The 21,436-nt window shown below is 69.1% G+C and carries 19 protein-coding genes and 1 tRNA gene; 13 read left to right on the plus strand and 7 right to left on the minus strand.

All coding sequences use genetic code 11. The features are described 5' to 3' along the window. The first annotated feature begins 100 nt into the window (after positions 1-100). Positions 101-1,876 carry an NADH-quinone oxidoreductase subunit N gene (locus ACIBH1_RS26725; protein WP_397316654.1) on the plus strand — a complete coding sequence of 592 codons (1,776 nt, stop codon included), beginning with the start codon at positions 101-103 and terminating at the stop codon, positions 1,874-1,876. 141 nt (positions 1,877-2,017) lie between these two features. Then, on the plus strand, positions 2,018-2,869 hold the full coding sequence (gene htpX, locus ACIBH1_RS26730; RefSeq protein WP_397316655.1) for a zinc metalloprotease HtpX: 852 nt from the start codon (positions 2,018-2,020) through the stop codon (positions 2,867-2,869). 311 nt (positions 2,870-3,180) lie between these two features. On the opposite strand, the gene ACIBH1_RS26735 is transcribed toward htpX, so the two are convergent. Next, positions 3,181-4,110 (minus strand): hypothetical protein, encoded by a 930-nt coding sequence (locus tag ACIBH1_RS26735; protein WP_397316656.1) that lies wholly within the window; start codon positions 4,108-4,110, stop codon positions 3,181-3,183. Between the two features lie 19 nt (positions 4,111-4,129). Further along, entirely contained in the window at positions 4,130-4,597 is a 468-nt protein-coding gene (locus ACIBH1_RS26740; protein WP_397316657.1) for a MarR family winged helix-turn-helix transcriptional regulator, read from the minus strand. A gap of 19 nt (positions 4,598-4,616) precedes the next feature. On the opposite strand from ACIBH1_RS26740, the gene pip reads away from it, so the two are divergent. Continuing rightward, positions 4,617-5,576, plus strand: coding sequence for a prolyl aminopeptidase (gene pip, locus ACIBH1_RS26745; protein ID WP_397316658.1), 960 nt, complete (start codon positions 4,617-4,619; stop codon positions 5,574-5,576). Here the strand turns inward: pip and ACIBH1_RS26750 are convergent. Continuing rightward, positions 5,536-6,540 carry a hypothetical protein gene (locus ACIBH1_RS26750; RefSeq protein ID WP_397316659.1) on the minus strand — a complete coding sequence of 335 codons (1,005 nt, stop codon included), beginning with the start codon at positions 6,538-6,540 and terminating at the stop codon, positions 5,536-5,538. The genes pip and ACIBH1_RS26750 overlap by 41 nt on opposite strands. 87 nt (positions 6,541-6,627) lie before the next feature. On the opposite strand from ACIBH1_RS26750, the gene ACIBH1_RS26755 reads away from it, so the two are divergent. The 5 genes from ACIBH1_RS26755 to ACIBH1_RS26775 are packed head-to-tail and all read left to right on the plus strand — an operon-like array spanning position 6,628 to position 12,221. Continuing rightward, on the plus strand, positions 6,628-8,106 hold the full coding sequence (locus ACIBH1_RS26755; RefSeq protein ID WP_397316660.1) for a hypothetical protein: 1,479 nt from the start codon (positions 6,628-6,630) through the stop codon (positions 8,104-8,106). 31 nt (positions 8,107-8,137) lie between these two features. After that, entirely contained in the window at positions 8,138-9,376 is a 1,239-nt protein-coding gene (locus ACIBH1_RS26760; protein ID WP_397316661.1) for an ABC transporter substrate-binding protein, read from the plus strand. Further along, positions 9,373-10,257, plus strand: a complete 885-nt coding sequence (locus ACIBH1_RS26765) for a carbohydrate ABC transporter permease (protein WP_397316662.1) — start codon at positions 9,373-9,375, stop codon at positions 10,255-10,257. The genes ACIBH1_RS26760 and ACIBH1_RS26765 overlap by 4 nt, the downstream gene beginning before the upstream one ends. Continuing rightward, a complete protein-coding gene (locus ACIBH1_RS26770) occupies positions 10,254-11,066 on the plus strand; it encodes a carbohydrate ABC transporter permease (protein WP_397316663.1) in 813 nt (270 codons plus the stop codon). Before ACIBH1_RS26765 ends, ACIBH1_RS26770 begins: the two co-directional genes overlap by 4 nt. A gap of 3 nt (positions 11,067-11,069) precedes the next feature. Beyond that, positions 11,070-12,221 (plus strand): ABC transporter ATP-binding protein, encoded by a 1,152-nt coding sequence (locus tag ACIBH1_RS26775; RefSeq protein WP_397316664.1) that lies wholly within the window; start codon positions 11,070-11,072, stop codon positions 12,219-12,221. Here ACIBH1_RS26775 and ACIBH1_RS26780 read toward each other — a convergent pair. Then, positions 12,202-12,663 carry an NUDIX hydrolase gene (locus ACIBH1_RS26780; RefSeq protein WP_397316665.1) on the minus strand — a complete coding sequence of 154 codons (462 nt, stop codon included), beginning with the start codon at positions 12,661-12,663 and terminating at the stop codon, positions 12,202-12,204. The genes ACIBH1_RS26775 and ACIBH1_RS26780 overlap by 20 nt on opposite strands. A 76-nt stretch (positions 12,664-12,739) precedes the next feature. Between ACIBH1_RS26780 and ACIBH1_RS26785 the strand changes: the two genes are divergently transcribed. Both ACIBH1_RS26785 and ACIBH1_RS26790 read left to right on the plus strand, forming a co-directional pair. Then, a complete protein-coding gene (locus ACIBH1_RS26785; RefSeq protein WP_397316666.1) occupies positions 12,740-13,255 on the plus strand; it encodes a PadR family transcriptional regulator in 516 nt (171 codons plus the stop codon). A 5-nt stretch (positions 13,256-13,260) separates the two neighbouring features. Next, positions 13,261-15,048, plus strand: a complete 1,788-nt coding sequence (locus ACIBH1_RS26790; protein ID WP_397316667.1) for an FtsX-like permease family protein — start codon at positions 13,261-13,263, stop codon at positions 15,046-15,048. Positions 15,049-15,193: 145 nt separating this feature from the next. On the opposite strand, the gene ACIBH1_RS26795 is transcribed toward ACIBH1_RS26790, so the two are convergent. Next, positions 15,194-15,682 carry a YajQ family cyclic di-GMP-binding protein gene (locus tag ACIBH1_RS26795; protein ID WP_181616061.1) on the minus strand — a complete coding sequence of 163 codons (489 nt, stop codon included), beginning with the start codon at positions 15,680-15,682 and terminating at the stop codon, positions 15,194-15,196. Positions 15,683-15,815: 133 nt separating this feature from the next. On the opposite strand from ACIBH1_RS26795, the gene ACIBH1_RS26800 reads away from it, so the two are divergent. Beyond that, positions 15,816-15,897, plus strand: a tRNA-Tyr gene (locus tag ACIBH1_RS26800). A 441-nt stretch (positions 15,898-16,338) separates the two neighbouring features. Here ACIBH1_RS26800 and ACIBH1_RS26805 read toward each other — a convergent pair. Next, a complete protein-coding gene (locus tag ACIBH1_RS26805; protein ID WP_397316668.1) occupies positions 16,339-16,722 on the minus strand; it encodes a hypothetical protein in 384 nt (127 codons plus the stop codon). 298 nt (positions 16,723-17,020) lie between these two features. Beyond that, positions 17,021-17,713, minus strand: coding sequence for a hypothetical protein (locus ACIBH1_RS26810; RefSeq protein WP_397316669.1), 693 nt, complete (start codon positions 17,711-17,713; stop codon positions 17,021-17,023). A gap of 194 nt (positions 17,714-17,907) precedes the next feature. Here ACIBH1_RS26810 and ACIBH1_RS26815 point away from each other — a divergent pair, with 194 nt between their 5' ends. Both ACIBH1_RS26815 and ACIBH1_RS26820 read left to right on the plus strand, forming a co-directional pair. After that, positions 17,908-19,761 carry a xanthine dehydrogenase family protein molybdopterin-binding subunit gene (locus ACIBH1_RS26815; RefSeq protein WP_397316671.1) on the plus strand — a complete coding sequence of 618 codons (1,854 nt, stop codon included), beginning with the start codon at positions 17,908-17,910 and terminating at the stop codon, positions 19,759-19,761. A 201-nt stretch (positions 19,762-19,962) separates the two neighbouring features. Further along, entirely contained in the window at positions 19,963-21,432 is a 1,470-nt protein-coding gene (locus ACIBH1_RS26820) for an APC family permease (protein ID WP_397316672.1), read from the plus strand. The last annotated feature ends 4 nt before the right edge of the window (positions 21,433-21,436 follow it).

The following is a 21,436-nucleotide window of genomic DNA, read 5'->3' on the forward strand; positions in this document are numbered from 1 at the left end:
GCTATGGCATGGTGCCGTCCTGCTGTGGTCTGGTTCGGCGAGGCGGGGCGCTCGTTGAATCGCGGCGGAATCCGGTGGCGAGCGAGACGCGGGTGACACCATGATCCAATCGATCGACTACTTCGCGATCGCGCCACCCCTGGTGCTGGCCCTGGTCGCCGGGTTGGTGCTGCTCCTGGACGCCTTCCTGAAGCCGGGTCCGAGGGTGATGACGGCGCTCGGCCTGATCACGCTGGCGGGAGTCCTGGCCGCCGGTGGATTCCTGATCGCGCAGGCCCTTCGCGGTGAGACGCTCGCGACGTTCTGCGTGCCGAGCGATCTCGCGGCCTCCGGACCCGCGGGGAGGCCGTGCTCGTTCGTGGTCGACCAGTTCACCTTGATCTTCGCCGGTCTGGTCCTGGCCGCCGCGGTGGTGGTCGTGCTGCTGTCGATGACGGAACTGTCCGGTGGGCGCATCCCGGTGGGCGAGTGGTATTTCCTGCTGCTCTGCACGCTGGTCGGAGCGGTGACCCTTCCCGCCTCGCGTGACCTGATCATGCTGGTGGTGGCGTTGGAGCTCGTCTCCCTGCCGGTCTTCGCGCTCACCGCCCTGCGCCGCTACGACGGGCGCTCCTCGGAGGCCGCGGTCAAGCTCTTCCTCGTCTCGATCGTCTCGACCGCGGTGATGCTTTTCGGGGTCTCGTTGCTGTACGGCATGAGCGGCACGGTCTATCTCACGCAGCTGGCGGTGGCGCTGGGCGGCGGCGGTGAAGGTCAGGCGGCCATGGCCGGTGGGGGCGGTGCTGCCGCATTGGGCGGCGGGGCGCAGGCGATCGCGGCGGGTGGAGTCCAGGGATTGGCCGCCGGTGGAGTCCAGGGGTTGACCGCCGGTGGAGGCCAGGGTCTGGCCGCCGGTGGAGGGCAAGGGCTGGCCGCCGGTGCAGGTCCGGGGCTGGCCGTCGCCGGTGGGAGTCAGGCGATCGCGGCCGACGGTGCGGGGTTGATGGCGGGGGTGCCAGGCGTCGAGTTGTCGCCATCGGTGGTGGCGGTCGGCGTGGTGCTGGTGGTGGCGGGGTTCGCGTTCAAGATCGCAGCGGTGCCGTTCCACGCCTGGGCCGCCGACGTGTACCAGGGTGCCCCGATCCCCGTCGCCGCGCTGCTGTCGGTGATTTCCAAGGCGTCCGGCTTCGCGGGCCTGATGCTGGTGCTCTACGTGGCTCTCGGCGGGCAGGTCGGCTTGTGGGCGCCGATGGTGGCGATCATCTCGGCGCTCACGATGACGGTGGGGAACCTGCTGGCGATGCGTCAGCGGTCGGCGGTCAGGCTGCTGGCCTGGTCGTCGGTGGCGCAGTCGGGGTACATCCTGGCGCCGCTCGCCGTGCAGCGGCCCGAGGCCATCCAAGCGGCCATCGCCTATCTGGTGATTTATGCGGCGATGAACCTCGGCGCCTTCGCCGTGGTCATGATGGTGTCGCGGCATGTCGAGCGGAACGAGCTCGACGACTATCGCGGGCTGGCGTATCGGAGCCCGGCGGCGGCGTTGACACTCGCGTTCAGTTTGATCTGCCTGGCCGGGCTGCCGCCGGGACTGGCCGGGCTGTTCGCCAAGATCGTGGTGTTCCGGGAGATCGTGCAGGGCGGCCTGGGCTGGTTGGCGCTGGTGATGGCCATCAACACGGTCATCGGGCTGTACTACTACGTGGTCTGGACGGCCCGGCTGTTCACACCGGCGGCTGGGGCCGTCCCTGGGCGGGTGGGGGTGGCTGGAGGGGGGCCTCGTGCGAGCGGGGCCGTCGCGGTGGGGGTGGCCGCGGGCGTGGCGTTGGTGGTCGCGGTGCTGTTCTCCGTGGCGCCGCAGCTGGTGCTGGACGCCGTGACGCTGGGCGCCTTCGGCTAGAACGGCGTTCCGTGCTGCGGTAAGTACGCGTTCGAGTACGCGCCGGGAACGTCGGCCATGGTGTCGTCGTTGGAGAGGGAGAAGGCAGGACTCCGCCTGGCGGCGGGGCCGCCCCTGAGGCCATGTCACCGGAGGAAACCCTTGCACCACAACGGTCTGCGCACGGCGGTCCTGCTGGGGGCCATGTCTGCGTTGATCCTGGTGGCCGGTGGCTGGCTGGGCGGAAGCACCGGGTTGCAGATCGCGCTGGTCCTGGCGCTGGTGGGCAACGGGGCGGCGTACTTCTTCTCCGATCGGATCGCGCTGTCGGCGTTGCGCGCCCGGCCGGTGGGGGAGGTGGAGCAGCCGACGCTGTATCGGATCGTCCGGGAGCTGTCGACCGAGGCTCGGCAGCCGATGCCGCGGTTGTACGTTTCGCCGACCGCGCAGCCGAACGCCTTCGCCACGGGGCGGGGACCGCGGACCGCGGTGGTGTGCGTGACCTACGGGCTGACGCAGCTGCTCGACGAGCGGGAGCTGCGCGGGGTGGTGGCGCATGAGCTGTCGCACGTCTACAACCGCGACATTCTGATCTCGTCGGTGGCGGGGGCGCTGGCGACGATGATCACGTGGGTGAGCTATCTGGCGGTGTTCTTCGGCGGGTCCGACGACGATGAGGGGCCCGGGTTCCTGGGGGCGCTGCTGATGATGGTGCTCGGGCCGGTGGCGGCGACGATGATCCAGATGGCGATCGCGCGGTCTCGGGAGTTCCAGGCAGACGAGTCGGGGGCCCGGTTGACGGGGGATCCGCTGGGCCTGGCTTCGGCGTTGCGCAAGATCGAGATGGGGGCCCGGCGGTTGCCGTTGCCGGAGAACAGCAGGTTGACGTCGGCTTCGCACATGATGATCGCCAACCCCTTCCGTGGGGCCGGCGTGGGGCGGTTGTTCTCGACCCACCCGTCGACGGCCGAGCGGGTGGCGCGGTTGGAGCGGATGGCGGGGTATCGGCGGTAGCCGGTTGCGCGGCCACGGTGTGCTGGTCGGCCCCGCGTGGGGCGGGTCTCCGGCGCGGCGACCAAGGGGCTTGCCGCGGGCGCGTGACGCGGCGCGGGCGCGTGACGCGGAAACGTGACGTCCTGGGAGACATGGGAGGACGCGTGGGCGTGACACAGGGCCTGACGCGCGGGCGTGACACAGAGCCTGATGCGTGGGCGTGACACAGGGCCTGATGCGTGGGCGTGACACAGGGCCTGATGCGTGGGCGTGACACAGGGTGTGATGCGGGGCCGTGACGCGGGCCGGCCAAGGCGCCGCTTGCGTGAAGGTCACTCGCCGGCGAGGTGAACGTCCCAGGTGTGGGTGCTGATGCCGAAGGAGTCGACGACCTTGATCTTCCCGGTGGCCGGGTCGATGGAGCGGCTGACGTAGGAGCCCGGCTGCTTGAGGCTGAGCAGGAGGAGCTTGCCCGACGACGTCCAGTCGAGGTGGCGCGGTTCGTGGCCGCGGGGGAGCGTCAGCCGTACGGGATTGCGGTGCTCCATGGCGGTGGAGGCGGCGTAGAAGCGTACGAAGGTGGTGCGGCCCTCACGTGACACCCCCGCGAGCTGCGTGCCGCCGTCGCGCAGGCCGACCCAGCCGGTGACGGTGGCCCCGCCGGAGGGTACGGCGTCGCCGGGGCGGTAGGCGACGCTCTCCTCGAAGTCGAGCTGGAGCTGCAGCAGCCTGCCGTCGGGGCTGAAGCCCCGCACTCTGGCGTAGTCGGGAAGCGACCAGGTCTTGCCGGTGGCTGTCTCGATCACGGTGGTCGTGCGGGTGCCGGGAACCGGATCGACCACGACATAGCGGCCATGGGGCGAGACGGCCAGGTCGAGCTCGTGCATGAGGAGCCCGCGCGGCGTGGCGCCTGCCGTGCCTGGGATGGACACGACCTTGCGGGTGTGGAGATCCCGTACGGCGAGGCGTCGGGTCGATGTCTTGAAATATGCGGCAAAACGGCCGTAGGCGTCGACGGCGATCGGAGCTCGCAGGGCCAGCTTCCGCCCCTTCTCGTCGAACGAGCGCACCTGGGCATCACGCAGCGGCAGCGTCGCGCCGCCCTTCAGCCACAATCGCCACGGCCCGCAGATGTGACGCTTGGGCTTGGCGCACGTGGTCAACCCGGCGTAGCGCGCCTGGATCGCGGGCGCGGCGGCCGGATTCACCAGGGAGCCGCTGCCCAGGATCAGCGCGGCGGCCAGAGCGAGTCCCGAAGGCATGCTCGACAGACTAACCGGATCACTCCACCGAGAACCCCGCAGCGCGGATGCGATCGCGAAACGGTCTGCTTTCGAGCGCCCGCACCGCCGCAAGCAGCACCTCAGCGAGCGGCACCGGCAGCTCGGCGTCGAGCTCGGCCGCGGCCCTGACGGTCGCCTGCCACTCGGCCTCGATGACCGGCAGGGCCTTCAGGGTCTTGTCGGTCAGGTGAACGATGCGCTGGCGCCCGTCGGAGGGCCCGGTCTCCAGTGTGACGAGCCCGGCGCGCCGCATCTGGGAGACGGTCTGCGAGGCCGCCGAGTGGGTGACGCCGACGACCTCGGCCAGGTCGCGGATGGTCATGGGCCCGTCGGCGACCAGGGCCCTGACGACCGGGGAGTATCGCGGCCGGTATTCAGGCATGCCCACGTCGACGTAGAGCTGGGCGATGGCCCCGTCGGTCAGCTCGTAGAGCGTGCGCATCAGGGTGCCCTGACTGGGTGACATGCGAGATATATTAGCGCTTATGTATCCGCCGATCGAAGCCCACGACCAGGGCATGCTGGATGTAGGAGACGGAAACCAGATCTACTGGGAGGTCAGCGGCAACCCGGACGGCAAGCCGGCGCTGATCGTCCACGGCGGCCCGGGCGGCGCCGCGTCGCCCAACTGGCGGCGCCACCACGACCCCGACCGCTACCGCATCGTCGTGTTCCACCAGCGGGGCTGCGGCAAGAGCACGCCGAGCGCCGCCGACATCGACACCGACCTGTCGGTCAACACCACCGACCACCTGATCGCCGACATGGAGCTGCTCAGGCGCCACCTCGGCATCGACCGGTGGCAGCTGGTCGGCGCGAGCTGGGGTTCCACCCTGAGCCTGGCGTACGGCCAGCGCCACCCGGAGCGGGTCAGCGAGATCATCCTGTTCGCGGTGACGGCGGGACGTCCCCGGGAGCTCGAGTGGATCACCCGGGACGTCGGCAGGCTCTTCCCCGAGGCGTGGGAGCGGTTCCGCGACGCCGTACCGGAAGAGGACCGGGACGGAAACCTCGCTGCTGCGTACGCCAAACTGCTGAAAAATCCGGAAACGCGGGAGAGGGCCGCCCGTGACTGGATGGACTGGGAAGACACCCACATCAGTTTGGACCCCAACTTCAAGCCCAGCCCCCGCCACCAGGATCCCGCCTTCATGATGCCGATGGTCGCCCTGGTGACGCACTACTGGGGCAACGACTGCTTCCTGAAGGAGGACCTGGTGGAGAACGTGGGCAGGCTCCACGGTATCCCCGCGGTCCTCATCCACGGCAAGTACGACGTCAGCGGCCCCCTGGAGACGGCCTGGCAGCTCCACAAGAACTGGCCGGGCAGCGAACTGCACGTGGTCGACGAGGGCCACGGCGGCCTGGCGATGATCGAGCTGCTCGCGCAGGCGACTGACCGGCTCAGTCGCCAGGAAGCCACCAGGTCCACAGACCCTGCTTGATCTTGAACGAGTCGGCCTTCTTCGCCGCGCCGGTGTCGGGGTTGACCCGCCGCTTCACCGCGGAGACCGGGTTGCCCTCGGCGTCGCTGCGGAAGGTCCACAGGGTCAGCCCGTCACCCGACTCCCAGGTGATGCGCGTGGGGGCCTCCTGCTCGGGCGGGTAGCTCAGCTTGACCGCCTCGGAGACGGTGTCGGAGGCCAGGTCGTAGGTGCGCAGCCGGGCCTTGCTGGTCGTCTCGGGCCCGGTGATCACCACGGCCACGGTCGTGCCGTCGTCGTTCAGCGCGATGGGCGCGTTGTTGCTGACGACCTGCGGCACGACCTGGCTCTGCACCTCGTTGCCCGCGGAGTCGTAGACCGCGAACTCGGTGGTGTTGTCGGAGGTGATCCGCGAGGTCAGCACGAAGGAGCCGTCGGGACTGAAGCTCTGCATCATCTCGGCGCCGTTGATGCGGGTCAGCGCGCCGGAGCCGAGGTCGACGACGACCGACTTGGCGGTGCCCGCCTCGTCGAAGTAGTCGATGAACAGCTTGGTGCCGTTGGCGGAGAAGGCCAGGTCGATGTCGATCATGCCCAGGCCCCTGGGCAGCTTGGCCGCAGAGCCCGGCAGCGGCGTGACCGTGCCCGCGGCCAGGTCGCGCACGACGAGCTTGCCGTCGCTCTTGCGGAAGTAGGCGGCGCGGGCGCCGTTGCCGCTGATGGCGATCGGGGCGCTGGCCTGCTTGTCGACCTTGCCGTCCGCGGTCGTGGGGAAGACGACGGCGTCCTTGAGGACCAGGTTCTTGCCGTTGCGCAGGGTGAGGTTCCACGACCCGCACGGGAAGAAGGAGTTCTTGACCTCGCAGCCCTTGAGCCAGGCGTACCTCGCCTCGTTCGTCGCCGTAGCCTGCGCGGGCCCGGCGATCAGCATCGAACTGGCCGCTGCCGCGAGGGCGAGCGCGGCGAACCCGCGTGATTTGATCATTGCTTTTTCCCTTTCGTTCCACTGGATAGATGCATGATCGTCGTATTTGGTTGCGTCAAGGAATGGCCGGGGGCGGACAATCGGATCATGAGGCGGCTGACGAAAGCGGAACGGCAGTTGTGGCGCGCGTTCCCCTCGGGCGGGACCGTGCAATTGGGGCCGATCCGCCCGCGCACCGAGGGGGCGGGCGCCAGCGCGCCGGACGACGGACATCTGTGGGGCCCGGAGCGCACAGTGCGCGCCGAGGTCGTCGCCGCCCTGCTCCTGGGCGCGGTGGAGGCCGACCCCGGCAGGGTGCCCGCCCTGCGGCTGCGCGGCGCGCGCATCGTCGGCGTGCTCGACCTGCGGGGCGGCGAGGTGAAGCACGAAGTCGAGCTCAAGGGCTGCCACCTGGACGAGGTCGTGCAGATGAGCGGCTGCACCTCGCGCACGCTTCGACTGGTCGACTGCCGCTTACCCGGCGTGATGGCCAGCGGCCTGCGCGTCTCGGGGCACCTGAGCCTGTCGGGCTCGCACGTCACGGGGGCCGTGCGGATGGCACGCGCCACCTTCGACAGCGGCCTCTGGCTGGCCGGCACCCGGATCGACGGCGACGGCACCTGGGCGTTGTACGCCCACTCGATGGTCGTCGACTCGGGCCTGCTCATGCGCAACGCCCACTTCACCGGCGCGACGAGCCTGGTGGGAGCGCGCGCGAACAACGGCATCGAGCTCGACGGAACGACGCTGGTCAACCCCGGCAAGGACGCCTTCACCGGCGACAACATGATCGTCGAGGACATCATGCGCTTCGGCGTGGGCTTCACGGCCCACGGATGCGTACGGCTGCGCGGCTCGCGGTTCAACGGCACACTGATGATGGCCGGAAAGGTGACAAGTCCGGATACGGAGTACGCGCTGCACCTCGGAGGCATCGAAGCCCGGGAACTCTGGCTCGGCCCCGAGGAACCCATCGACGGAGTGATCACCCTGGGACACTCCAGGGTCGGCACCTTCTACGACGACCATCGCGCCTGGTCGTCGAAGATCCGGCTCAACGGGCTCACCTACGAGCGCCTGCGCGGCGGCAACATGCGCGGCCGCATCGGATGGGTCGGCCGCGACCCCGAGGGCTTCCGCCCGCAGCCGTACGAGCAGCTGGCAGCGTGGTACATCCGTGACGGCAACGAGGTGCTCGCCAGGCGCGCCCAGCTGGCCAAGGCCCGCGCGTGGCGCCGCCATCGCAGCGGCCCCGGCGGTCAGTTCTTCGGGGCGCTGCTCGACATGACGGTCGGGTACGGCTACCGCCCCTGGCTGGCCACGGTCTGGTTCGGCTCCTTGCTGGCCGCTGGGACGGCGGTCTTCTGGACCAACCCTCCCCGAGCGGTCAAACCGGATGAGAGCCCGGTCTTCGAACCCTTCGCCTACACCTTCGACCTCCTGCTTCCGGTGTCGCTGTTCGGGCAACGCGACATGTTCGATCCGGCGGGCTGGACCCAGGGTTTTGCCTACGGTTTGATCATCATGGGGTGGGTGCTGGTGACCGCCCTCATCGCCGGTGCCACCCGTGTCCTGCGCCCTGGGTGATCGTTACCTGCCCGCGGGTAGTTGACCAGGCATGTCTCGCTGCCTGAAGGGGGTCCTGGTCGCCGTGGCGCTGTTGCCGGCGGCGTGTTCCTCGGGTGGCGACAGCAGGATCCCGGAGATCAACTTCTACAACTCCCCTCAGCAGAACATCAAGGCCATCGCCGAGCGCTGCACCAAGCTGGCCAAGGGTCGCTACAAGATCGTCGTCAACATCCTGCCGCGCGACGCCGACGGGCAGCGCGAGCAGCTCGTGCGCCGCCTGGCCGCCGGCGACCCCGGCCTCGACGTGCTCGCGCTGGACGTCACCTGGACCGCGGAGCTCGCCGAGGCGGGCTGGATCCGCGAGTGGACGGGCGAGAACGCCAAGAAGGCGATCGAGGGCACGTTGAAGATGCCTCTCGACACCGCCCTCTGGCAGGGCAAGCTCTACGCCGCGCCGTACACCACGAACGTGCAGTTGCTCTGGTATCGCTCCGACCTCGTGCCGAACCCGCCCTCGACCTGGCAGGGGATCATGGACGAGGCGGCCAGGCTGGCCGAGGCCGGCAAGCCGCACTACGGCGAGGTGACCGGCGCGCAGTACGAGGGACTGGTCGTCTGGTTCAACAGCATGGTGATGTCGGCGGGCGGCCAGATCCTCAAGGAGGGCGGCACCGAGGTGTCGCTCGGGCCTCCGGCGCTGGAGGCGCTGAAGGTCATGCAGGCCTACGCGACCTCCAAGGCGGCCGACCCGTCGTTGTCGAACACCCACGAGGACGAGGCCCGGCTGGCGGTCGAGGCCGGACGGGCGGCCTTCCAGGTCAACTGGCCCTTCGTCTACGCGTCGATGGCCTCGAACAAGCCCGACATGCTGCCGAACTTCAAGTGGGCGCCGTATCCGGGCGTGACCGGGCCCGGCAGGTCGCCGCTGGGCGGGGCGAACTTCGCCGTCAGCCGCTACTCCGAGCACCCGGAGCTGGCCTACGACGCCGCGCTCTGCCTGCGTGACGCGGAGAGCCAGAAGACCGCCGCGATCAAGGACGGGCTGCCGCCGACGCTGGAGGCGGTCTACGCCGACCCGGCCATGGCCGAGCCGTACCCGATGCGGCAGGCCATCCTCGACGCGCTGAAGACGGCGGCGCCCAGGCCGAAGACGCCGACCTACCAGAACGTCTCCACCATGATCTCCGCGATCCTCTCGCCCCCGGCGGCGATCCGGCCCGCCTCGACGCTGGCGCAGCTGCGCGAGCAGATCTCCGACGCGCTGCAGAGCAGGGGGGTGTTGCCGTGAGCGCCCGCACGGAAGGCGCACGCGCAGAACGCAGGCTCGGCCTCTGGCTCGCCGCGCCCGCTGCCGTGATCATGGTGGCGGTCACCGGATGGCCCATCATCTACTCCTTCTTGTTGTCGCTGCAGCGCGCCGACCTGCGCTTTCCCGAGCAGCAAGCGTGGATCGGCTTCGAGAACTATGGCACCGTCCTGTCCAGCCCGTACTGGTGGAACGCGTTCTGGGTAACACTGCTCATCACCGCGGTGAGCGTGGCGGTCGAGCTGGTCTTCGGCATGCTGCTGGCGATCGCGATGTATCGCACGCTCGTCGGCCGCGGGCTCGTCAGGACCGTGGTGCTCATCCCGTACGGCATCGTCACCGTGGCCGCCGCCTACGGCTGGAAGTACGCGTGGACGCCCGGCACCGGCTGGCTGGCCAACCTGCTGCCCGACGGCACGGCGCCGCTGACCGAGCAGTGGCCGGCCATCGGGATCATCATCCTGGCCGAGATCTGGAAGACCACGCCCTTCATGGCGCTGCTGCTCATGGCCGGCCTCGCGGTCGTGCCCGAGGAACTGCTGCGCGCGGCCTCGATGGACGGCGCCACCGGCTGGCAGCGCTTCACGAAGGTCACGCTGCCGCTGATGAAGCCCGCGATCCTGGTCGCCCTGCTGTTCAGGACCCTCGACGCGTTCCGGATCTTCGACAACATCTACGTGCTGACGAACGGCGCGCAGAACACCAGCTCGGTGTCGATCATCGCGTATCACAACCTGATCGGCGGCCTGAACCTCGGCATCGGCTCGACCATGTCGGTGCTGATCCTGATCACCGTGGCGATCATCGCGTTCGTCTTCATCAAGATCTTCGGGGCGTCGGCGCCGGGAAGTGAGCGCCGATGAAGCTCAAGTGGGGTCTGGTCGACATCGCGATCGTGATCTACGCGCTGATCCCGGTGTTGTGGATCGTCTCGCTGTCCTTCAAGGACCCGTCGACGATCACCGACGGCTCGTTCATCCCGACGAAGTGGACGTTCGACAACTACACCGGAATCTTCCAGAACGACGACTTCACCCGCGGCCTGATCAACTCGATCGGCATCGGGCTCATCTCGACCTTCATCGCCATCGTCTTCGGCACCATGGCCGCCTACGCCGTCGCCAGGCTCACCTTCCCCGGCAAGAAGCTGCTGGTCGGCTTCTCGCTGCTGATCGCGATGTTCCCGCAGATCTCGCTGGTGACGCCGCTCTTCCAGATCGAGCGCTCGCTGGGACTGTTCAACACCTGGCTCGGCCTGATCCTGCCGTACATCACCTTCGCGCTGCCGCTGACGATCTACACGCTGGCCGCGTTCTTCAAGGAGATCCCCTGGGAGCTGGAGAAGGCCGCGAAGATGGACGGCGCCACGCCGTACCAGGCCTTCTGGCACGTGATCGTGCCGCTGGCCGCGCCCGGCATGGTCACCACGGCGATCCTGACGTTCATCATGTGCTGGAACGACTTCCTGTTCGCCATCTCGCTGACCTCGTCGAACGCCGCCCGCACGGCCCCGGCGACCATCTCCTTCTTCACCGGCAGCTCCCAGTTCGAGGACCCCACGGGCTCGATCGCCGCCGCCGCCGTCGTGATCACCATCCCCATCGTGATCTTCGTTCTGTTCTTCCAGCGCCGGATTGTCGCCGGGCTGACCTCTGGAGCGGTGAAGGGATGACGCGTGGCTGAGATCGTGCTGAACGGGGTGACCAAGCGCTACGCCGACGGCACCCTCGCGGTCGACCACTTCGACCTCGAGATCGTCGACCACGAGTTCATCATCCTGGTCGGGCCCTCGGGCTGCGGGAAGTCGACGACGCTCAACATGATCGCCGGGCTGGAGGACATCTCCTCGGGCGACCTGCTCATCGACGGCGAGCGCGTCAACGACAAGGCGCCCCGCGACCGCGACATCGCCATGGTCTTCCAGTCGTACGCGCTCTACCCGCACATGACGGTCGGCGAGAACATCGCCTTCCCGCTGAAGCTGGCCAAGGTCCCCGCCACGGACATCACCAAGCGGGTCCAGGAAGCCGCGTCCATGCTCGACCTGACGCCCTACCTGGACCGCAAGCCCGCCAACCTCTCCGGCGGCCAGCGCCAGCGCGTCGCCATGGGCCGCGCGATCGTCCGCAGCCCCAAGGCCTTCCTCATGGACGAGCCGCTGTCGAACCTCGACGCCAAGCTGCGCGTGCAGATGCGCACCACCATCTCGCGCCTGCAGAAGAACCTCGGCACGACCACTGTCTACGTCACGCACGACCAGACCGAGGCCATGACGCTCGGCGACCGCATCGTGCTCATGCGCTCCGGCCTCGTCCAGCAGATCGGCGCGCCGCAGGAGCTCTACGACCACCCGCGCAACCTGTTCGTCGCCGGCTTCATCGGCTCCCCGGCCATGAACTTCCTGCCCGCGACCGTGACCCCCGAGGCGCTGCGCACCGACGCCGGCGACATCCCGTACGGCACGCGCCTGCGCCGCGCGCTCGCCGGCCACGACGTGCCCGCGGAGGTCATCGTCGGCCTCAGGCCCGAGGTCTTCCAGACCGAGGAACTGCCCGGCGGGGCGTCGTTCACCGACACCGTCGACATCGTCGAGTCACTGGGCGCCGAGAAGCTGGCCTACTTCTCGCTGTCGACCGGCGCGATCACCTCGGACCACCTCGCCGACACCGCCGCCTTCGACGCCGACGGCCAGCCCCAGATCGTGGCGCGCCTCGACCCCGCGTGCGACCCGCGCGAGGGCCGGGAGCTGACGGTCTGGTTCTCGCCCGACGACGTCCACCTGTTCGACCCGTCGAGCGGCGCGAACCTCACCGAGCAGATCGCCTGACCGCCTCGTCGATCAGCTCGGCCAGGTCGTCGGGGTGGTAGATGTCCTGGCACGCCCTGATCTCGTCCGCGCTCCACCAGCGGAACGTGGTCGTGGTCTGCTGCTCGATCGCCTCCATGCGGTCGAAGCTGACCTCCGCGTCGCCCACGTACACCGACAGGAAGGTCTGGTCCTGGGTGATGTCGTAGTCGTCCCAGGTGAAGCGGATCGTGCTCGTGCCGTACGGCTCGCTGAACTCCTGCGGGGCGGCCTTGATGCCGGTTTCCTCCAGGAGCTCCCTGGCGGCAGCCTCCGCCATCGACTCCTCGCCCTCCAGTGCCCCGCCGATCGTGAACCAGCGCAGGGTGTCGGGGGACTTGGGCTCGAAGCCTTGCAGCAGCAGGACCCTGCCCTCGTGATTCACGGGCAGGGCGCGAGCGGTGTGGCGACGCCAGGGGATCATGGGTCCGACTTTATCCGCGTTTTGACACCCTCTATGGCTAACCGCTATCTATTAGCCAACCGTTAGGGGGTCAGGAGTGCAGGACGCGGTACTGGCGATGCTCGCCAAGGAGCCGTCACACGGCTACCACCTGCACGCGCGGCTCCGGGACTGCCTCGGGCCGCTCGGCGAGTCGATGAACCGGGGCCAGATCTACGTCACCCTCACCCGCCTGGAACGCGCCGGCCTGGTCGTCTGCGAACGCGAGGACGGCCTGCCCGAGCGGCCCGAGCGCAAGGTCTACGCGCTGACGCCCGCCGGGCAGGAGCGGGTCACCGCCTGGCTGGCCGAGGTGGGCCGGCCCAAGCCCGACCTGGCGGAGTTTCACCTCAAACTCGCCGCCGCGGCGGCCGCGAAACTGGCCGACCCGCTGGCGCTGATCGCGGCACAGCGCCGCGAACTGCTGCGGCGCCTGCGCGAGGCGCAGCAGGCGGCGCTGGCCGAGCCGGCGGGCTCGGGCGCCGGGCTGCTGCTGGAAGGGGTCATCTTGCGGTTGGAAGCCGACCTGCGCTGGCTGGACGCCTGCGAGCGTGCCTGGTCGAAGGCTGGATGAACGTCATGGGCTCTCTCATCCTCATCACCCGCCTCGTCTTCGCCGACGTGCGGCGGCACCGCGCCCAGGCGGCGATGCTCCTGCTCGCCGTGACTGTGGCCACCGCCACGCTGGCCCTCGGCCTGTCCCTCCGCGACGCGAGCGGCTCCCTGTACGAGCAGACCCGCGCCGCAACCGCCGGTCCCGACGTGGTCGCCCTCTCCGGCGACACGGGGCCCGCCGTCACCCCGGCCCTGAAAGCGCTGGCGGACGCCCCCGAGGTGGTCGCCCACCACGGTCCCTACCGCATCGTCTACGCCGACCTCACGGCTCGCGGCTCCACGTCGTCCCCCGTCGTCGTGCACGGCTTCTCCGAGAAACCGGCCGCGGTCAACCGGCCCCTGGTGACCTCGGGTCACTGGGTACGGCCCGGCGGCGCCGTACTGGAGCAGGGATTCGCGACCGCACTGGGCGTCACCGTGGGCGACCGCGTCACCATCGCCGGCCGGCCGTACCCCGTCGTCGGCATCGCCGTCACCGCGGCCACCTCCATCTACCCCTGGGCCGCCCAGATCGGCCCCGGCGGCGGGGCCACCGACTACAGCGGCCTGGCCTGGATGACCCGCGCCGACACGCGCACCCTGGCGTCATCGCGGGACCTGCCGGTGACCACCGCCCTCGACCTCAAGTTGCGCGACCCCGCCATCGCGGACTCCTTCCGCGACACCCACCGCAGCGCGGACGTCATGATCGACTTCCATTCCTGGCAGTTCACCGCCAAACAGGACACGGTCATCCTCAAGAACAGCCAGCCCATCCTCGTCGTCGGCAGCTGGCTGCTCGCCTTCCTGGCCATCACCGGCGTCGCGGCGCTCGCGGCCGGCCGCACCGCCGAGCAGACGCGCCGCGCCGGACTCCTCAAGGCCGTGGGCGCCACCCCAGGACTGATCGCCGCAGTCCTCCTCACCGAATACCTGGCGCTCGCACTGGCCGGCGACGCGCTGGGCCTGACGATCGCCCGCCTGGCCGCCCCCGCCATCGCCGGCCCCACCGCCAGCCGCATCGGCGACGCGGCCGGGCCGACCGGCGGCGTCGTGATCACGGCGACCATCCTCGCCGTGGCGGTCGCGCTGCTGTCGACCCTGCGGCCGACCCTCCGGGCCATGCGTACGGCGACCGCCACCGCCCTGTCGGCCTCCGCCTCGCCGCCCCGGCACCGCCCGTGGCTCACCGCGGTGTCGGCCCTGTTGCCCACCCCGCTCCTGCTCGGCCTCCGCCTCACCGCCCGCCGTCCCGGCCGCGCCGTCCTCCAGGCCTGCACCGCCGCGGCCACCATGATCGCGCTCGTCGCCCTGCTCATCGTCCACACCCAACCGGAGCGGGGCTACGGCGTGGACGGGTCATCCGTGCTGCCCAACCTGCGCGGGGAGTACGACCGGCGGCTCATGCTGGCGGTGACCGTGCTGTTGATCGTGCTCGCGGTCGTCAACACCATCACCTTCACCTGGACCACGGCCATGGAGGCCAGGGCGAACATGGCCATCGCCCGCACCCTCGGCGCCACCCCCGGCCAGGTCTCAGCGGGCCTGTCGGCGGCGCAGCTGCTGCCCACGCTGCCGGGGGTCGTCGTGGGCGGGTTGCTGGGGCTCGGCCTGTACTCGCTGTTCGCGCTGGGGAAGTGGAGCGTGCCGTCGGGGTCGGTGGTGGGGGTGGCGTTCGCGACGCTCGCCGCCACGGCGGTTCTCACAGCGGTGCCGTCACGGGTGGCGGCGCGGCGGCCGGTGGCGCAGACCCTCAGCGGGGAAGCCCCGTGATCGTTCCCTGCCCGCCCGAGGTCGGCGAACCAGCCCAGAGCACACGAAAGGCCGACGCCCCGCAGGTCGGAGCGCTCGGCCATGTGCCCTGGATGTGCCCTCCAGGCGGGGGTTGCTCGCTGAAGCCCAGGTCAGAGCTTCGGATTCAGCGGTAGTTCGTGAACTGCAGCGCTAGATCCAGATCCTTGCCCTTGAGCAGCGAGATGATCTCCTGAAGGTCGTCCTTCTTCTTGGAGCTGACCCGGAGCTCGTCGCCCTGAATCTGCGCCTTGACGCCCTTGGGCCCCTCGTCGCGGATGATCTTGGAGATCTTCTTGGCGTTGTCCTGGTCGATGCCCTCCTTGAGGGGCACCGCGAGGCGGTACTCCTTGCCGGACAGCCTCGGCTCACCCGAGTCGAGCATCTTCAGGGACAGACCCCGCTTGACGATCTTCTCCTTGAAGACGTCCAGCGCGGCGTTGGCCCGCTCCTCGCTGTTGGCCTTGATCTCGATGCTCTCACCGGACCAGCTGATGCTCGCCCCCGTGCCCTTGAAGTCGAAGCGGTGCCCGAGCTCCTTGGCGGTCTGGTTCAGCGCGTTGTCGACCTCCTGGCGGTCGATCTTGCTGACGATGTCGAAACTGCTGTCGGCCATCGGTATGGGTGTCCTCTCTTCTTCCCCTCCGACCTTAGCGTCCTCAGGGAGGTCGGCTGTGGGACAAACCGGTGTCACGTACACCTCGGAAGTCCGCTATGCTTCTACCTGTCGCCGCGAGAGCGGAAGACACGGCAGGTTGCCCGAGTGGCCAATGGGAGCGGACTGTAAATCCGTCGGCTTAGCCTACCCAGGTTCGAACCCTGGACCTGCCACACTCAAGGGAAGGCCCCTGATTCGCTTTAACGCGGGTCGGGGGCTTTTTCGTGTCTGATCCACATATGCGGCCGTCCGCCTGGCCTGGCCTGGGCGGGCGTAGGTCGCGGATATGCGGATGGAAAGCCGAAGAGCGGCACGTCGACTCTGTGCACGGCACGTTCGGACGCCGTCAAGGCCGAGACTCCCGCATTGAGCCAGAGAGACACCATCGCGTGGCGAAGGTCATACGGTCTGCGGGTCAAGGGCGAGGTGGCATGGTCGGCGGTGAAGGCCAAGGTCTTGGTCCTGCTGCAGTACCTCGGTGTAGGCGGTCGAGGCGACGACGCCGCCGCGCTCACTGCGGAAGGGCCGCTTCCTGCCCGCCGTCGAATTCCTCGAGGTGTTGCCGACGGATCTTGACCAGGATGCAAGGATCGGGACGGGTCACGGCGGAGTGATCAGGCGGCGGGAGAGGTACGGGTCTTGTCCGCGATGAAGCGATCGATCGCCGCTTGCTGATCGGTGTCGAACACTCGCCGAGGTAGGTACAGGGTCCACCCGTCGGCCTTGCGAAGGAACCAGAATTCGTGGCCCCGTTCCATGTTCGTGAACGTCGGCCATGGGAGATCCAGGGTCACATCGAAGTCCTTTTCGTAGCACTCAATCGACTCGTTCGTCAGCCTCACTCGGGCCGGGCTGATGAGTGATCGCCGCACCGTCCAGAAATAGCGATACACCCGCCAGGTCTTCCAGGCCGCGACCAGCCCGGCCAAGAGAGTGATCGAGCCGATCGCGGTGTTGAAGTGGATGACGGCGAGGATGCCGAAGGGGACAAGCGCCACAGCCAAGAGGACAGAGTTATCAAAGGATCTTCCTGCCCCGGTCACTACCGCGCGCCTGGCCTCCTTTGATGTCAGTTGAATCTCCGTCGTAATGTCCACAGAGTTCCTTGTCGGAGGGAAAGGCGGCGCAAGTGTCAAGGCGCTGGCCGCGATCATAAGAGGTCTCAGGCCGACGCCTTGGGCTCAACCGCTGTCGGCGCCCATTCGATGGTGCCGCCACCATAAGGAATGACCCTTGACCAGTACAAACGCGGGTCAACGGCCGGAGGCTGCCTCCACTCGGCCATCATGCCGGATGTTAGGCCCGAGAGGCGAGGGTCGCCATCGCAGTCGGGGGCGCTGCTGCTCGGGCCGGCCGCCTGTAGAAGGCGCTCGCCGTACCGAGCGGAGCAGTGAAACGGCCCCGAGCCCGATCAGACACCGCTGGAGCGGGCGCGCCGCTTGCCGTACGACGGTCGGCGGCGAGGATGACCAGCAGCCCGGCCAGCACCCAGGCGGCCAGGACGAGCGCGGGAGCGCCCGCTCCTGTGCCGTCGAAGAAGGCGTTGGCGCGCACCAGGCTGCCGGACGCGCCCGGCGGCAGGAGCTGGCCGAGGGTGGCCCAGCCGCTGGGCAGCCAGTACGGCCCGGCCATGCCCGACAGGGGGTTGCCGAGCAGCATCATCAGAGCGGCGCCCGCTCCGAGTCCGGCCATGCCGAACAGCGACTCCAGGGCCAGGAAGGGGATGGAGAGGGCGGCCATGCCGAGGGACAGGCCGAGTGCGGTGAGCCAGTAGGTGCCGTGCAGGGAGCCGAAGCCGTATTGCAGGACGGCCGCCACGGAGGCTCCGGCGACGAGGGCGAAGAGGATCACGCCGGTCAGGCGGCGGCGCAGGTTGGCGTGGCCGGGGAACAGGCGTAGCAGGAGTACGGCGGGCAGGATGCCGCCGATGATCATGGGGAGGGCGGACGCGGCCGCCCTCCAGACCGCGATCAAGCAGCGCGAGGTCATGGGCGGCTTCGCTCTCGGCGCCGACGGCCTCACCGTCTACACCGCCAGCGCGGGCGGCCAGCAGGCCACCGCCGCCATCACCGCCCTGGGCACCGGCATGGCCGCCCAGCAGCAGACCAAGGCCACCGTCCAGGACCTCGTCCCGTTCCCCGCCGACGACCCACGCGGAGGCGGATTCACCGCCAGCGTCGCTCGTGCGGACCGCCTATCAGGAGCTGCCCGCCGTCGTGGACTTCGCGGCCGAGGAGCCGAACGCCGTCCCCGAGAAGGGCATCCCGCTGATGGCGAGCAAGGCCGACAAGGGAGACGCGCACGCCGCGCTGGCCGCCGCTCCCGTCTCGGTGGACCTGCGCTTCAGCACACCGCAGCACAACCACAACGCGATCGAGCCGCACGCCACGACCGCCGTGTGGGACGGCGACCAGCTGACGCTGCACGAGGGCGCGCAGAACATCCCCTGGCTGCGCAAACACGTAGCGCAACGTTTCGGGGTGCCGGAGCGGTCGGTGCGGGTGCTCTCGCCGTTCGTGGGCGGGGGTTTCGGCGGCAAGTCACGGGCCTGGGCGGGTACGCTGCTCGCCGCGCTGGCAGCCAGGGCGACCGGCCGCGCCGTACGGCTGGCGCTCACCCGCGCCGGCGTCTACCACACCGTCGGCGGGCGTACGGCCAGCACGCAGCGGGTCGCGCTCGGCGCGGACGCGGCCGGACGGCTGAGCGCGCTCATCCACACCAGCGTCTCCCGGACCGCGCGGATCGGCGGCATGCCGGAGCCGATCACCGCCGCCTCCCACCACCTGTACGCCGCCCCGAACATCCACCTGGCCCAGAACACCGTCCAGCTCGACCTGCTGCCCAACACCTTCATGCGCGCCCCGGGCGAGGCCATCGGCACCTTCGCCCTGGAATCGGCCATGGACGAGCTGGCCTGGGAACTCGACATGGACCCGATCGAGCTGCGCATGCGCAACGAGCCAGACCGCAACCCGGTGGGCGGGCAGCGCTTCACCCACCGCATGCTCAAGGAGGCCTACGCGCTGGGCGCCGAACGGTTCGGCTGGCGCGAGCGCGACCCGCGCCCCGGCGCCATGCGCGACGGCCGCTGGCTGGTCGGCATGGGCGTGGCCACCGCCTTCCACCCGTCGATGCGCATGCCCGCGCAGGTCACCGTCCGGCTGAGCTCCGACGGCATTCTGCTGGTTCGCAGTGGCATGCACGAGATGGGCATGGGCACCGCCACCGTCCAGGCGCAGATCGCCGCCGACGAGATGGGCGTGCCGATCGAGTCCGTGCGCGTGGAGTACGGCGACTCCGACCTGCCGCCCGGTCCGGGGGCGATCGGCTCGGTGCAGACCGCGAGCGCCGCGGCGGGCGTGATCGACGCGTGCGCCAAGCTGAAGAAGGCCGTGCTGGCCCTGGCTCGCCGTATGCCAGGCTCGCCCCTGCACGGCCGCAGGCTGGACGAACTCGATGCCCGCGACAGCGGCCTCCACCACCGCGACGGCGGCCAGAGCTACGCCGAGATCCTGAGCGCGGCCGGCCGCGACCACCTGGAGGCGGAGTCCAAGTCGGGCATGCTCGGCTTCGCCGCCCGGATGCTGCTGGAGCGGCGGCGGCAGGTTGCGGCGGCCATGGGGGCGCAGTTCTGCGAGGTGCGGGTCGATCCCGACACCATGGAGGTCAGAGTGTCGCGCTGGCTCGGCGTCTTCGACGTCGGCACGGTGATCAACGCGCGTACGGCGGTCAGCCAGTTGCGCGGAGGCATCATCATGGGCATCGGCATGGCGTTGTCGGAGCAGACCCTGATCGACGGCCGCGACGGCCGGATCGTGAACCCGAGCCTGTCGGAGTACCACGTGCCGGTGCACGCCGACATTCCCCGCATCGATGTGCACTACCTCGACGAACCAGACCCCACCACGCCGCTGGGCCTGCTCGGGATCGGGGAGGTGGGCATCACCGGAGCCGCCGCGGCGGTGGCCAATGCCGTGCGCCACGCAACCGGCAGGCGAGTGCTCGACCTGCCGATCACGCTCGACAAGCTCTGGTGAGCCGGGAGCGGATCGCTGCGGGCAGGCTTCGGCCGGATCATCAGGGCGCACGACCTCGCGCCTGGCGGCGCCTGCCGGGCGACGTTGTCGTCCTGCTCCAGGAACTTCGGAGGCGTGCGGACGGCGAGCCGGCATGTCAATGTTTTGTCACTCACAGTGATGGAAATCTCACCGAGAGGCTCTGTATCGGGGGGATGCACCATGAGCTCTGTAGACGTACCCGGTGATGCGGGAGACGTGCCCAAGCCGGGCGTGACCGCGAAACCGGCGACGACCTGGATCTCGTGGGTCGCGCTGGCCTTCATGATCACAAGTTCCGTGGCGAGCCTGCGCGCCGCTCCGAGCATGGCCGTGTACGGCCTGGCGGCGATCTTCCTGTACCTCGTGCCGGCGATCGTGTTCCTGCTGCCGACGGCGATGGTCTCCGCCGAGCTGGCTTCGGGCTGGACCGGCGGTGTCTACAACTGGGTCAGTCAGGGACTGTCCAAGAAGCTCGGCTTCCTGGCGGTCTGGTGCCAGTTCGCGATGACGATCTTCTATTACCCGACTCTGCTCGGCTTCGTGGCCAGCACGTTCGCGTACGTCATCAACCCGGCGCTGGCCAACAACGGCCTCTACACCGCGATCGTCATCGTGGTCATCTACTGGGCCGGCGTCTGGGTCTCCAGCCAGGGCACCAAGACCGTGGCCGGGCTGTCGAGCGCCGGGCTGATCATCGGGACGCTGATTCCCGGCGCCGTGCTGGTCCTGCTCGGCATCGTCTTCCTGGGCCAGGGCAACCCGTCGGCGGCCCCGATGGACGCGGCTCACATCCTGCCGCCGTGGACCGGCATCGCGAGCCTGGTGCTGATCGTCAACAACTTCCTGTCCTACTCGGGCATGGAGATGAACGCGGTGCACGTCTCCAGCCTCAAGGACCCGCGCAAGGAGTTCCCGCGCTCGATGTTCCTGGCCGTCGGCCTGGTACTGCTGATCTTCATCCTGCCCGCGCTGGCGATCAGCTGGGTGGTCCCCGCGGACAGCACCAGCCTCACGGCGGGCGTCATGCAGGCCTTCGACACCATGTTCGCGCACTTCAGCGTGCAGTGGCTGACCCCGATCTTCGGCCTGATGATCATCGCCGCCTCGCTCGGCGGCATGCTCACCTGGCTAGCCGGGCCGTCCAAGGGTGTTCTGATGATCAGCCGGGAGGAGGGCTGGCTGCCGCCGTCGCTGCAGAAGCTCAACAAGCACGGCATCCAGCAGAACATCCTGGTCGCGCAGGGTGTCGTCACCACGATCATCGCCCTGCTCTACGCGTTCATCCCCAATGTCTCCAGCGCCTACTGGATCCTGTCGGTGATCACGACGCAGATCTACCTGATCGTGTACCTGCTGATGTTCGTGGCCGCGGTACGGCTGCGCAAGAAGCAGCCCGATCATCCGCGAGGCTTCCGGGTCCCGGCTCTGGGCTTCATCTGCGTGGTCGGCTTCCTCGCCTCGGCCGCTGCGATGATCATCGGTTTCGTGCCGCCCTCGCAGTTCGGCTCCGGCAGCCCCTTCGTCTACTTCCTGATCGTGGGCGGCGGCCTGCTCCTGGTCGGCCTGGCAGTGCCGTACCTGCTCATCAAGCTCAGCAAGCCCTCCTGGCGCAACCCCGAGCGGGCCGCCGCAGTCGAGGAGATCTCATGACCCG

It is taken from the genome of Nonomuraea sp. NPDC050663 (assembly GCF_044456985.1).
GTDB lineage: Bacteria > Actinomycetota > Actinomycetes > Streptosporangiales > Streptosporangiaceae > Nonomuraea.